The following is a 12650-nucleotide window of genomic DNA, read 5'->3' on the forward strand; positions in this document are numbered from 1 at the left end:
GGAATGATCTCGCTTGGCGAAAACTCTAGGACCAGACTCTCCATCTTCTACTCCCTCACAAAGCCCATGAAACTGGTTCATTCCCCCCGTGCTGATCATGAAGTGGCCGCTCCCGCCGCGGGTGGGGATCCCAATTCTTCTCGCAAGCTTCTGTGGGAGGCCGGGATCCTCATCGTTTTGGTGCTGGCCTTGATCTTTGTGGCCCCAACTGTGCTGTCTGGCTTTCGGCTCAACTTGTTGGGGCGGTTTCTGGCCCTCAGCATTGTAGCTTTGGGGATCGACCTCATCTGGGGCTATACCGGCATGCTCAGCCTGGGGCATGGGGTGTTCTTCGCCTTGGGGGGCTACGCTCTGGGGATGCACCTGAAATTGCAATTGCCGGAAGGTCAGATACCGGAGTTTTTCAGCCTCTACGGGGTAACGGAATTGCCCTGGTTTTGGTATCCCTTTTATTCGTTTCCGTTTACGGCTGTTGCTGTGGTCTTGATCCCGGCTTTGGTGGCGGCAGCCCTGGGGTATTTGGTGGTGAGAAATCGCATCCGAGGGGTTTATTTTTCCATTTTAACTCAGGCCACCACGATCATTTTCTTTAACTTCTTCAACGGCCAACAGCGCTTAATCAACGGCACCAACGGCCTGACCAACTTCCAGACTTTGTTTGGCCTAGATGTCAACTCGTCCGAAATGCGCTTTGCTGTCTATGTCACTACAGTTCTGGCGGTGGTTTTGGCTTACCTTCTCTGTCGTTGGCTCACCAGCGGCTTATTCGGTCGGATCCTGGTAGCCATTCGAGATGACGAGCCGCGGGTTCGTTTTTCCGGCTACGATCCCACCGGCTTTAAAGTTCTGGTGTTTGCCGTGTCTGCTGCCCTGGCGGGTGTTGCCGGAGCTTTGTTTACCTTGCAAACTGGGATCATCTCTCCCAATGCGATGGCCGTTCCCTTTTCCATTGAGATGGTAATCTGGGTGGCGGTGGGCGGTCGGGCCAGTTTGGTGGGGGCGGTGCTGGGGGCTCTGTTGGTTAACTTTGCCAAGAGCTTGCTGAGCGAAAATTTTCCCGAAATTTGGTTGTTTTTCCAAGGGGGATTGTTCCTGCTGGTGGTGCTGGTGTTGCCGGATGGACTGGTGGGTTGGGTGCGCACCCAAGGCAGGCAGCTTTGGGTCACTGTCCAGCTTTGGCGCAGGCGCTTGGCAGATACTTCCCCAGCTTAAATCTGGCTTTCTGTCGATGTGCATCATACGCAAGGTGCAAGTTCAGAGTAAAAGGATCCCAGATCTGATGGGTGAGCCAGCGATGCCAAGTTTCCTCTCCTATTTGATGGGTTTATTTGATGGGTTGAGAATCCGGTTTGACCTTTGGCCTTTCCGTTCTTGGATGTGATCCCTATGCTTACTGCAGCTCCCACCGCCACCCGACAAATTTTACAAACTCAGGATCTCACCGTCAGCTTCGACGGCTTTAAGGCTTTAGATGGGTTGAACTTCTCTCTGGAGGAAGGAGAGCTGCGGGTGGTCATCGGTCCCAATGGGGCGGGTAAGACTACATTTCTCGATGTGCTGACGGGCAAGGTTAAGCCCACCCGAGGATGGGTGCTGTTCAAAGGAAAGGATCTGGCCAAGCTCAAGGAACACGAGATCTCGATTTTGGGTGTTGGGCGCAAGTTTCAGACGCCGCGGGTCTATCAAAACTTGAGCGTGCGAGAAAACTTGGAGCTATCCCTCAACCCTGACAAAAGGGTTTTTTCCACCCTATTGGGCAAAAAGCATCTGCGAGAAAAAACGGATGCTCTTTTGGAAACCATTGGCCTCAGCCGTAAGGATCGGGTTCCGGCAGGGCTGCTTTCCCACGGAGAAAAGCAATGGCTGGAGATCGGCATGGTGATTGCTCAAGATCCGGATTTGCTGCTGCTGGATGAATGCGTGGCCGGGATGACGGACAAAGAAACAGAAGCTACAGGGGAGTTGATTCAATCCTTAGCCCAAAGCCACACCATTTTGGTGATCGAACATGACATGGTGTTTGTCCGACAAATTGCCCGCAAGGTTACCGTTTTACACCAAGGCTCGGTGCTGTGCGAAGGTACCTTTGAGGATGTGAAAAACGACCCGCGAGTGATTGAGGTCTATCTCGGATCCCACGAGGGGAAAAACTAAGCAAAGAGGCTATAGTTCTGTATCTAATCGACTCATGCGCAGGCCTATGAATACGGAAAACGCGACCGCAACACAAAACTTATCCCGAGATGGATCCGGGCCTCTCCTGGAGGTCTCCAACTTGAGGGTTTACTATGGTCAGAGTTTAATTGTGAAGGATCTCTCTTTTAAGATCTTTCCCGGCCAAGCGGTTTGCCTTCTGGGCCGCAATGGTATGGGCAAAACCACCACACTTAAAGCCCTGATGGGACTTCTGAAAGACTGCACAGGCAAAATTGCTTTTGAGGGCCGTCCTATCAACCATTACCCTCCCAATTGGCGAGCCCGCGCCGGTATTGGCTATGTACCCCAAGGTCGAGAGATATTTCCCCGCCTAACGGTTGAGGAAAACCTGCTGGTGGGGCTAGAAGCGGCACCGGACAGAGAACGGATCATACCTGAGTTTGTCTATGACCTATTCCCAATTCTGCGTTCTTTTCTTAAACGGCTGGGTGGGGATTTGAGCGGTGGGCAGCAGCAGCAACTGGCCATCGCCAGGGCTTTGGTGGCAGAGCCCAAACTTTTGCTCCTGGATGAGCCTACAGAAGGGATCCAACCCTCCATCATCATCGAGATTGAAGAAGCCATCACCCGTATTCAAAAGGAGCGGGGCGTTTCGGTGTTGCTGGTGGAGCAGTATTTTGAGTTTGCCCAAAGTCTGGCCGATTACTTTTATCTTATGGAAAATGGATCCCTTATCATGGAGGGGCCGACTGACCAAATGGACGGAGAAAAAGTCCGAGCTCACCTTTCTATCTGAGGTGGCACCTGGAGAGCCTGAAAACCTCTATAACTTTTTTGAGAGCGGCAAATGGCATCCTGCATGTTCCAGAGACCTTGCCTAAACTTCTGGAAAAGCGAGAAGTCCACCTGCGAGGGGATAGGCTAGGGTTAGCCCTGGGCTTCCTTGAGCAGCAGCGTTGGCTAAGCTAGAAACTGTTCAAGATTGCGCTAGCTTGCCATTTCCATCCACAGGTTTGTGTCTCCTCCGATTCACTTCACTGCAGAGCCCTGGCTGCACACCTACAGCGAAATTATCGATGTGCGCTCTCCGGCAGAGTTCGCAGAGGATCATTGGCCGGGAGCCATCAACTTGCCTGTACTCTACGATACAGAACGGGCGGAGGTGGGCACGCTCTACAAGCAGGTGGATCCCTTTACAGCCCGCAAACGAGGGGCAAGCTTGGTGGCCCAGAACATCAGTCGCCACTTGCAAACCCATTTTGCCGATAAAGATCGCGATTACCGGCCCCTAATCTACTGCTGGCGGGGAGGGCAGCGCTCTGCCAGCTTGGCATTGGTGTTGTCCCAGGTGGGCTGGCAGGTTACGGTTTTGCAAGGTGGCTACAAAACCTACCGGGCCTGGGTGCGCCGACAGCTGCAGATCTTGCCCCAGGAATTTACCTACCGAGTGCTCTGCGGACCAACAGGGAGTGGCAAAACCCAGTTGCTTCACCATCTGCGCCAACAGGGATCCCAAGTTCTCGATCTGGAAAAGCTGGCCTGTCACCGGGGATCCCTTCTGGGGGCCGAGTGGGGGGTGCCGCAGCCCAGTCAGAAGAGCTTTGAAAGTCAACTGGTGCAGGTTTTTCTCCAGTGGGATCCCGCCAAGCCAGTCTGGGTGGAGGCTGAGAGTGCCAAAGTGGGCCAGCTCCATCTGCCGCCTGCCCTTTGGCAAGCCCTCACCCAAGCCGACTGTGTCGAAGTGCAGTTGCCTCTAGAGGAGCGGGTGAAGGGGCTGATCGCCCATTATCCCCACTGGATTGCTCACCCCCAAGCGCTGAAGGAAAAATTGCTGCCTCTGAAGTCCCGTCTTGGCCAGGCCCGCCTGCAGCGTTGGTTTGAGCTGATCGACGCCCAAGAGTGGCCGCAGTTTGTGCAGGAGTTGCTGGAGCAGCACTACGACCCCACCTATCGACACGGGCTGCAGCAAAACTTCAATCGCCTTCGGGCCCGGATTGAGCTGTCTGACCTTTCCGAGACCAGCCTCAGGGAAGCCGCCGCTCGCCTCATCGAGATGCCGCTTGGATCCCTGGCTAGGTGAGCACGATAAACTCCAAAGCCCGCAACACCTCAAACCACTCGGAAACTTCCAGCCGAACCGTGGAATCGGCAATCCACCGGCAGCCGGGATAAAAAGACTTGCGGTAGGCCCGAGCGGGATCCTTGTAGTCCACTTCCAATTGAAAGTGATCCGGCAGTGGGCGAGGACGGTAGGCCGACAGCCGCCTCAGGGATCCCTCTACACCTTGGCGGATGGCCTGTAGAACCTGCTGCGGATGTGGCGTAATGACCGACTGGCCTATCCCTTTGTGGGTGACCACCGTCTCGATGTGGGCGTCATAAGCTTTCGCTGCGGCACACACCTCCGCATCTCCGGCTACAAACACAACCGGGACTCCCTCATAGGCAGCCGTGAGGCTGACCAGGTGAAACTCGGCGATGGCCTGGCCGTTCAGTCGGATTTGGCTAACTTCGGTGGTGTAGGTGTGGGCGAGGGGGTTGGCAGCAGAACCGGCGCGGGCATGATAGCCGATCAAGATCAGGGCATTGTAACTGCGATCCAGCTCTTGCACCATACAGTAGGGGTGGCCGCTCCAACCGCGGATGAGTTGCACCGGCTCCGGCAACCGCTCGGGGATGAGGTTTCGCCCGGAGGCATGGGCATCTTTGACCGTGATCTGCGTGGCTCCGGCAGCCAGGGATCCCTCACAAGCCGCGATCACTGCTCGGGTCATCTGCTCTCGGAATGCCTCGTAACCCGGCTGGCCGATGGTGGCCTCATCCCAATGGCTGATGCCGGCGATCCCCTCGATATCGGCGCTGATATAAACCTTCATGTTTGGCTCAGTAGACTCAGCATTGGATTCTGTCGGGCTCTATCCACCCTCAGATGCCGCTCAACATCGCTCTGCACAAGGGATCCAAGCGGTTATTTCCCTTGCGAAAGCTGCCCCTGTCTCTGTTACGGATCCCTTCCCTATTCTCAAGAAGCTCGGATGAAGAATAAAGACTCCGTCCCGCTGAGGGGATCAGAGAGCCACCAAAGAAGCAGATACCCCCTGCTGCAACTCCGACAACAATGAGGCCGGACGCCCCTTATAGGGCCAGGCAAAAGCGTGACGAAAAGCTGCTTCCTGGCAGTGTTTGAGCTGCTCGAAATCGATGATGTCGTGGGTCAGCAGGTTCTCGTACTCAAACGGCAGGCGTACATTGTGCAAGCCGGCGTTGTCGGTGCAGATGGCGATATCCACCCCCGCCTCAAAGCAGCGGTCAAACACAACCTTGAGGGGCTCCAAACTGGGCAGGGTTCCCGTTTTTAGATAGGTGGTGGGACAAACTTCTAGGCATTGTCCTCGCCGTGCCAGCTCCGGCAGCAATTCTGGATAGTGGAGGGGGATCTGAATGCCGTGGCCGATCCGCGAGACATAGGGCAGCAACTGTGGGTAGCAGCCATCCAAAGTTTCGTACAGGTGGGCAGTGGTTTTCAGGCCGCGGGCCAGCGCATACTTGAACAGCTCAATCCACTCGTCCATCCGTTCACCGTAGGGCTTGTCTCCCCCGGCCAGGTCGATGGCACACACATACTCCGACTCGGCGGCAGCTTCCACCATGGCTCGGTTGATGTGGCTGGGCAGGCGTGAATGCAAACAGACGATCTGGGTGGTGACGATGGGATACTCCCGCTGCTGGCTGGCCTGCCCCACCGTCTCGATTACCTGGCGCATCTGCTTGAGGCGCTCCGCCTCATCCAGGCTGGGATCCGTGCGCAGGTAGGGGGTGTAGCGAATCTCTAGGTAGGCCAGATCCTCAAAGATGTAGGCTCCCCGCAGCAGGCGGTAGATAAAATAGGGCAGGGTTTCCAGGGTCTGCACCTGTTCCACCAGCGTGTGCAGCTCCAGGTAATCCTCGAGGGTGTTGCGCGGGCGGGTGTAGAACTCCTCAAACTCGGCATAGGTGGGAAAGCGCTCTGCCAAAGGGGATCCCTGGCGGTGAAAATAGCGCCACAGAATTCGGGGGACAACCGAACCGCCCAAATGACGGTGCAACTCCGCGTGAAGTGCCATAAACGCTCTACAGTGGCCCGCCAGGGGGCAGACTTGGTTTGTTTAAGTACTATTTCTACTCTTATCCTACTCTTATCCAACCGCCTCAGGCTTGTCCAGGTCTAATCCCGCAAGCCCGGCTAGAAGTTTAGATCGTCAAGCCGATCCCCTGCCCATCGTGGTAGGCGGCCAGCAGCAGGTCGGTGGTGGTATCCCAAGCAATCTCGCCCGAGCGCGATAGAGCAATGGCCCCAAAGGAGCGGCGACGTTGGCGGGCCTCTTGAAAAGACTTGGCCATGGCAGCCTTCAGGCTGAGGCCATCTTCCACTCGAATCACAATCCGCGCCGCCAAGCTCTCATCCAAAATATCTTCCCCGACACCAGTACAACTGACCCCCGCCGCCGCACTGGCATAGGTTCCCGCTGGAGTGGCCGAATCGCTCACTCGCCCCACCCGTTCAAACCCCCGCCCGCCGGTGGAGGTGCCGGCACAGATTTGCCCCTGTTGATCCAGCGCCACCGCCCCCACCGTGCCCATGGCCAGAGCAGTGAGAACCCTAGTTGGGGGATGGGTTTGGCGCAACTGCACCCACTCTTGAACCCGCTTGAGAGTGGCCGGGTCATAGACCGGCAACTGCAGCTCCCGCGCCAGCTCTGCTGCCCCTTGTTCGGCCACCACGCGATCCGGGCTTGATTGCAGAGCCTGGGCCATGAGGATGGGATGCTGAACTCGGCTGACGTTGATCACCCCGCTAAAAGACTGGGTGGCCCCGTTCATGAGAGCGGCGCTCATGCGGATTTGCCCATCCGATTGCAAGACCGACCCCGTCCCGGCATTGTAGAGCGGATCATCCTCCAGCAACTGGCAGGCATGCATCACCGCCGCCTCGGCACTCTGCCCAGCCAACAGCAGCTCGTAGGTGCTCTCCACCACCTGCTGCAGGGATCCCCTCACTTTTTCCAGGCTGCTTTCCCCTTCCAGGGCGCTGCCGGCTCCGCCGTGGATGATCAGTTTGGGCTGAGGCATGATGAGATCGGTTACCTTGTGAGAACAGTGGAAGACTATATTTTGATTTTCGGGTACAACATCCACCCATGCATCTGCTCCATCCCAGGGATCCCAACGCAAAGGGAGAGGGAGCCTTAAGATAATCCTGTAGATTTGCTAAGCATAGATACTCAAGGGCGATTCTGGTAAAGGGCTGTCGGATTGCAGCCGGCAGGGATCCCCCTGATGGTATGGCACAAGCGAGGTTACATCCATGGCGCTGCCCAGCTTGCACGAGTTTCCTTGGCTGACCACGGTCATCGCTTACCCTGTGTTGGCCGCCCTATTTATTCCCCTGATCCCAGCACCGGCTGGGGATCCCAGTACCCGCGCCTACGCACAAAAGTTGGCCGAGCGGATCCGCTGGTTTGCTTTGTTCATTGCGGTCACGGATCTGCTGATTCTGCTGGCCGGCTTCTATGTCGGCTACGATCCCGGCCAGACAGGTTTGCAACTGCTGGAGCGCTACACCTGGGTACCCCAAGTGGGCTTGAGTTGGTCGGTGGGGGCTGATGGCCTCTCCATGCCCCTGATCCTGCTCACGGCGTTTATCACTACCCTAGCCATCTTGGCCGCTTGGCCGGTCACCCTCAAACCTCGCCTCTTCTACTTTTTGATGCTGGCCATGTACGGCGGGCAGATCGGGGTGTTTGCCGTGCAGGACATGTTGCTGTTTTTCCTGATGTGGGAATTGGAGCTGATCCCGGTGTACTTGCTCCTCTCCATTTGGGGGGGATACAACCGCCTGTATGCGGCCACCAAGTTCATCCTCTACACGGCTCTCAGCTCCCTGTTTATCCTGGTGGCAGGTCTGGCTATGGCCTTCTACGGGGATCCCATCAGCTTTGACATGACGGATCTGGCCCACAAGACCTATCCGCTCACCTTCCAACTGCTGATGTATGGGGCCTTCCTCATTGCCTATGGGGTGAAGCTGCCCATTTTCCCCTTGCACACTTGGCTGCCTGATGCCCACGGCGAGGCCACTGCGCCGGTGCACATGTTGCTGGCCGGGATCCTGCTCAAGATGGGGGGCTATGCCCTGATGCGCATGAATGCGGGCATGCTGCCGGATGCCCATCTTTACTTTGCGCCGGTGCTGATCGTGCTGGGGGTGGTGAACATCATCTTTGCGGCCCTCACCTCTTTCGCCCAGCGCAACCTGAAACGGAAGATCGCCTACTCTTCCATCAGCCACATGGGCTTCGTGCTCATCGGTATCGGATCCCTGACGGAGATCGGCATGAGCGGCGCCATGCTGCAGATGATCTCCCACGGGCTGATCGGGGCCAGCCTGTTCTTTTTGGTGGGGGCCACCTACGACCGCACCCATACGCTGGAGCTGGAGGAAATGGGCGGCGTTGGCCTGAAGATGCCCAAGATCTTCTCCATGTTCACCGCCTGCTCCCTGGCTTCGCTAGCCCTACCCGGCATGAGCGGCTTTGTGGCCGAGATCATGGTGTTTATCGGCATGGCCACCACCGATGCTTACTCTCTCCCCTTCCGGCTGGTGGTGGTTTTCCTGGCAGCAGTTGGGGTGATCCTGACCCCCATCTACCTGCTGTCGATGTTGCGGCAGATTTTCTTTGGCCCAGAGAACAAAGAGCTCACCGAACACGAAGAGTTGGTGGATGCCGAGCCACGCGAGGTGTTCATCATCGCCTGCCTGTTGATCCCAATCATCGGCATTGGCCTCTATCCCAAGCTGGTGACCAGCCTCTACGACCAATCCACCAACGCCTTGGTGGCGCTGCTGCGGCAGGAGCTGCCTCAAACTGGTGAGACGGTTGCCCAAGCCCCTGCCCTCTACAACAACTGAATAATAATGTTGAATTGAGATGAGAACTGAGGGTCGGAAAGGGATCCACTCCCTTTCTATCCCCTATTGGGCTTGCGGCCCTCACCAGCTTGAACTTGCATCCAGCCAAACAAAGTTGCAATTGTCAGTTGGATCCCTTGGGCAAACGCAGGAGCGGGGATCACCTCTTGGGGATCCTCATGTACTGTCGGCTGCTGCCCGGCAGGGTAGGCGAAAACAACCCTTTCTTCGGGATCCACCACCCACCCCATTTGGCAGCCGTGGGCCAAACCGATCAGGATTTTTTTGACCAGCTTCATTTGATTTTGATTGGGAGAGAAAATCTCGATCATCCAATACGGGCAAAAGGGGATGAGATTTTGAATGGTGCCATCTTCATCCACAGGGATCCGATCCCAGGGGATCACAGAAATATCGGGCACAATCGCATATCCGGCGAAGGTGCAGCGCAGCTCTGGAAATGCCATTCCCAGTTGAGAAGGCTCCAACATCTCGTTAATGAAGCTACCCAGTTTTAGTTGGAGACGGCTATGTTTTCCCTGTGGCATGGGCTTCTGGATAATTTCTCCTTTGATGAACTCGCTGGCGGGCTGAGTTTCCGGCTGTTGTAGAAAGTCTTCCAGAGTTAGAGGCTTGGCAGATAGACTGACCATGGCTTTCTCCCATCACGCTGCTATCCGATTAACAATAGACTGAGAAAGTATCAAAGCTGATCAAATCAAAACAGATCCCTGTCGCGTTGTTGCCATGTCATTTGGCGGTCATAAGGGCTTTTGCCGGAAAACAAACCCATTAGCGGCCCCAAAATGGCCCCAAACACAAAACCGCCCGCATGGGCCCAATAGGCAATCCCCCCACCCTGCATACCGATGTTGGTAGGCGTCTGTAGGCTGGCAATGCCGTAGAAGGCTTGCTGGATGAACCAAAAGCCTAGGAACACCCAAGCCGGAACGTAGAGGGTTGTGATGAAAATACCCAAGGGCACCAGGGTCAGAATCTCGGCCCGTGGAAAACGCAAAATATACGCTCCCAATACGCCAGCAATAGCGCCGCTTGCCCCCAGTGAAGGAATGGGGGATCCCATGTCGAAAAACCACTGCGTTAATGCAGCCAAAGCTCCGCAAGCCAGGTAAAAGATGAGGTAGCGCACATGGCCCAAGCGATCCTCAACGTTGTTGCCGAAAACCCACAAAAAAAGCATGTTCCCGCCAATGTGGAGAAAGCCCCCATGCAGAAATTGTGAGGTGAATAGGGTTATCCATTCCGGACGCGACGAAGAGGTGAGCTCCCCTCGAAAACTGGCCGTCAACTCTGTCGGTACCACTGCCCACTCCCGGAAAAAAGCTGCCAGCTCTTGTGGCGACAGGGTTAGCTGGTACAGAAAAATTAAGATGTTAACGATCACCAGGGCATAAGTGACATAGGCTGTGCGGGTGGTTGGGTTGCGATCTTGCAGGGGTACCACAGTTCAGATCCGGTTGACGTCACCCTCTAGCCTAACCTGTCCTTTCCCACCCCCCCAGGCTCACCTCTAAGCCCCTACCTGAGGCTACACTGGGGTAGTCGGCTGGGAGCTATGCTTGCAGACGGATCCCTTGCCGACGAACGCATCTCGGCCAAGCTCGCTCGGCAGAGAATGGACTACAAGATAAGGATTTAGAGGAGTGGATTGATGCCCGAGGTTGAAAGCGCCACTGCCCCGCTCAAGTTTTTGATCGTCGAAGATCATCCAGAGGTGGCTCAAAACAACTGTGAGTGGCTGCAACGCATTGCAGCAGATGCTCAATGTATTACGGTCACCAATCCCATGGACGCCATCCTGCGCTTGCAGCGGGAACAACCGGACTTGGTTGTAGCCGATCTGCTCTACGGTCAAACCAGCGGGGAGCAGTCTGCCGAGCCTGGCCTAGAGTTCCTGCGTCATATCTTTGAGAACTACCCCACCTTGAATGTGATGGCCTATTCCAGCGAGCCGCTGCTGCTCACTCCATTGGTGGGCCTGATCAGCAAACACCAGGGTGGGTTTGCCGCGGTCAACAAAATGGAACGGCGCACCGTGTTTTTGGAGGGGGCCAAAAGTGCCCTCAATGGAGAATTGCGCATGCCGCGGGAGTTGCGCGGTCTTACGAAGCTGACGGAACGAGAAATTGAGGTCTTGAACTTGCTCTGCAAAGAAGCCCTCACCGATCAGGCCATCGCAGATCGCATTCACACCAGCAAGAAGACCGTACAAAACTGTATCCAGAGGCTCAAAGAAAAGTTGGATATTTTCGGCTCTGAGGATGAGATCAATGCTCGCGTTGCCATGTGTATGACAGCCGTTCAGAAAAAGATTATCCAGTGGTGAAACAGAATAGATTATGAGTTTGTCTCTAAACACTACTTTGGCATAGATTGCCAATGGAGCTTATCCAAGAAGTGAGGGGGGATAAGTGATGTTATTAGAGGCCGAGACAAAGCTGGTACGGGATAAGTCACTGGGATACCTCGTAACAACAGAAGAAACGCCAATCGAGAAATGGAGCCCTTTTACTTTGCTGATGCGTGTTGTGTCGGTATCTTTATCTACATTGCTACTTATTGGACTTCCTATCTTCGCAGTTCTATCGGCAATACTTTCTGCCTTAGGGACATGGATCCCTAGCACTTTGGCCAGTGGCATACCTCCTATTGCTATGGCTTTTTCTGGATTGTTGGGTGGTTTATCGATGCTTCTTTGGTACTATTGGTACTCAAATCAACCCTATAAATCTAGGGTTGTTATTTTGAGCAATGGCTTCATTTATCATGACATCTATCGTGACATCCTAGGAAAGCAGAACAGACTTGCCTATAGGTATAACGAAATTGTCTCAGTGAACGTGGACTTCAGAAAGAAGAGTGTCGGTTTTGTCAAATCAGAATGCTACCCATACTACAGCTACTACATCAATTGCCAAGGAAATCCTGTCGTATCTATATCTTCCCCGTCTTTGCCTTTGATGAGGTATGTAGCCAGCTACATTTGCTCCACGCGCTGGAAAGGCATGAGAGAAGCAATTGAGCGTGGACAAGAGGTTTCATTTGGATGCGTTGCCATAAGTAGGGAGTACGTTAGAGTCGAGGATTTCGGTTCTTCAGAGCGATTGTTATTTAGGATCCAGGCTATCAAAGAGATTAAGCTGTGCATTGATAGTGAGGATGGTTACGTATTCCGCCTGGAGTTTATCTCAGGGTCTAGGTCAACAAAGAGCTCTGATTGTTACTTCCGCTGTGACAAGGTAGATAACTTCCATCTATTTTTCAAGACACTCAAGCTTGTGGGTATCCCTACGAACCTTTCTGAGCTTCCAGCACGTCTCACCTTTGAGAATCATATTAGACAGGCAACAGATGGCTAGACACCAACCGAATGGAGGAGGCACCGATCTTTGGGTACAGCCTTTCCAGGAGATAAGCGAGGTAGTACTGCACGGCAAAGACAAAGAGCACGCATGAGGAAAAAGCAGGCTTCCATAGCTTCCGCCTTTATTTCCTCGAGACGACTGGGCGCCGGACAGCTTTC

General features: G+C 54.8%; 12 protein-coding genes. 7 read left to right on the plus strand and 5 right to left on the minus strand.

All coding sequences use genetic code 11. From position 1 onward, the window contains the following. The first annotated feature begins 3 nt into the window (after positions 1 to 3). The 4 genes from urtC to mnmH all read left to right on the plus strand — a co-directional run bounded on the left by urtC (position 4) and on the right by mnmH (position 4237). Positions 4 to 1212 (plus strand): urea ABC transporter permease subunit UrtC, encoded by a 1209-nt coding sequence (urtC, locus tag ACVWXE_RS00710; protein WP_414406554.1) that lies wholly within the window; start codon positions 4 to 6, stop codon positions 1210 to 1212. 174 nt (positions 1213 to 1386) lie between these two features. Continuing rightward, positions 1387 to 2154 (plus strand): urea ABC transporter ATP-binding protein UrtD, encoded by a 768-nt coding sequence (urtD, locus tag ACVWXE_RS00715; protein ID WP_457489331.1) that lies wholly within the window; start codon positions 1387 to 1389, stop codon positions 2152 to 2154. 34 nt (positions 2155 to 2188) lie between these two features. Further along, positions 2189 to 2953, plus strand: a complete 765-nt coding sequence (urtE, locus tag ACVWXE_RS00720) for an urea ABC transporter ATP-binding subunit UrtE (RefSeq protein WP_457489332.1) — start codon at positions 2189 to 2191, stop codon at positions 2951 to 2953. 219 nt (positions 2954 to 3172) lie between these two features. Further along, positions 3173 to 4237 (plus strand): tRNA 2-selenouridine(34) synthase MnmH, encoded by a 1065-nt coding sequence (mnmH, locus tag ACVWXE_RS00725; RefSeq protein WP_457466170.1) that lies wholly within the window; start codon positions 3173 to 3175, stop codon positions 4235 to 4237. Here the strand turns inward: mnmH and ACVWXE_RS00730 are convergent. The 3 genes from ACVWXE_RS00730 to ACVWXE_RS00740 all read right to left on the minus strand — a co-directional run bounded on the left by ACVWXE_RS00730 (position 4230) and on the right by ACVWXE_RS00740 (position 7266). Further along, positions 4230 to 5033, minus strand: a complete 804-nt coding sequence (locus ACVWXE_RS00730) for a M55 family metallopeptidase (RefSeq protein WP_457489333.1) — start codon at positions 5031 to 5033, stop codon at positions 4230 to 4232. The two genes, mnmH and ACVWXE_RS00730, sit on opposite strands and share 8 nt — an antisense overlap. Before the next feature lie 192 nt (positions 5034 to 5225). Then, positions 5226 to 6260, minus strand: coding sequence for an adenosine deaminase (locus tag ACVWXE_RS00735; RefSeq protein ID WP_457489334.1), 1035 nt, complete (start codon positions 6258 to 6260; stop codon positions 5226 to 5228). A gap of 127 nt (positions 6261 to 6387) precedes the next feature. After that, complete coding sequence (locus ACVWXE_RS00740) at positions 6388 to 7266, minus strand: isoaspartyl peptidase/L-asparaginase (RefSeq protein ID WP_011433592.1); 879 nt, start codon at positions 7264 to 7266, stop codon at positions 6388 to 6390. 235 nt (positions 7267 to 7501) lie between these two features. On the opposite strand from ACVWXE_RS00740, the gene ACVWXE_RS00745 reads away from it, so the two are divergent. Beyond that, positions 7502 to 9106, plus strand: a complete 1605-nt coding sequence (locus ACVWXE_RS00745) for an NAD(P)H-quinone oxidoreductase subunit 4 (RefSeq protein WP_414357523.1) — start codon at positions 7502 to 7504, stop codon at positions 9104 to 9106. Positions 9107 to 9162: 56 nt separating this feature from the next. Here the strand turns inward: ACVWXE_RS00745 and ACVWXE_RS00750 are convergent, their stop codons facing one another. Further along, on the minus strand, positions 9163 to 9759 hold the full coding sequence (locus tag ACVWXE_RS00750) for a Uma2 family endonuclease (RefSeq protein WP_457466174.1): 597 nt from the start codon (positions 9757 to 9759) through the stop codon (positions 9163 to 9165). A gap of 65 nt (positions 9760 to 9824) precedes the next feature. Next, positions 9825 to 10571: a rhomboid family intramembrane serine protease gene (locus ACVWXE_RS00755; protein ID WP_457466176.1), complete on the minus strand. Its 747-nt coding sequence runs from the start codon at positions 10569 to 10571 to the stop codon at positions 9825 to 9827. Positions 10572 to 10778: 207 nt separating this feature from the next. Between ACVWXE_RS00755 and ACVWXE_RS00760 the strand changes: the two genes are divergently transcribed. Then, positions 10779 to 11453, plus strand: coding sequence for a response regulator transcription factor (locus tag ACVWXE_RS00760; RefSeq protein ID WP_414342386.1), 675 nt, complete (start codon positions 10779 to 10781; stop codon positions 11451 to 11453). Between the two features lie 88 nt (positions 11454 to 11541). Next, positions 11542 to 12486 (plus strand): hypothetical protein, encoded by a 945-nt coding sequence (locus ACVWXE_RS00765; RefSeq protein ID WP_457387643.1) that lies wholly within the window; start codon positions 11542 to 11544, stop codon positions 12484 to 12486. Positions 12487 to 12650 lie beyond the last annotated feature (164 nt).

Source organism: Thermostichus sp. MS-CIW-41, from assembly GCF_054058915.1.

Excerpts from the sequence above, each read along its gene's own strand:
- ACVWXE_RS00760 (WP_414342386.1), top strand. The coding sequence starts at position 10,779 with ATGCCCGAGGTTGAAAGCGCCACTGCCCCGCTCAAGTTTTTGATCGTC.
- ACVWXE_RS00740 (WP_011433592.1), bottom strand. The coding sequence starts at position 7,266 with ATGCCTCAGCCCAAACTGATCATCCACGGCGGAGCCGGCAGCGCCCTG.
- urtC (WP_414406554.1), top strand. The coding sequence starts at position 4 with ATGATCTCGCTTGGCGAAAACTCTAGGACCAGACTCTCCATCTTCTAC.
- urtD (WP_457489331.1), top strand. The coding sequence starts at position 1,387 with ATGCTTACTGCAGCTCCCACCGCCACCCGACAAATTTTACAAACTCAG.
- ACVWXE_RS00765 (WP_457387643.1), top strand. The coding sequence starts at position 11,542 with ATGTTATTAGAGGCCGAGACAAAGCTGGTACGGGATAAGTCACTGGGA.
- ACVWXE_RS00745 (WP_414357523.1), top strand. The coding sequence starts at position 7,502 with ATGGCGCTGCCCAGCTTGCACGAGTTTCCTTGGCTGACCACGGTCATC.
- urtE (WP_457489332.1), top strand. The coding sequence starts at position 2,189 with ATGCGCAGGCCTATGAATACGGAAAACGCGACCGCAACACAAAACTTA.
- ACVWXE_RS00730 (WP_457489333.1), bottom strand. The coding sequence starts at position 5,033 with ATGAAGGTTTATATCAGCGCCGATATCGAGGGGATCGCCGGCATCAGC.
- ACVWXE_RS00750 (WP_457466174.1), bottom strand. The coding sequence starts at position 9,759 with ATGGTCAGTCTATCTGCCAAGCCTCTAACTCTGGAAGACTTTCTACAA.
- ACVWXE_RS00735 (WP_457489334.1), bottom strand. The coding sequence starts at position 6,260 with ATGGCACTTCACGCGGAGTTGCACCGTCATTTGGGCGGTTCGGTTGTC.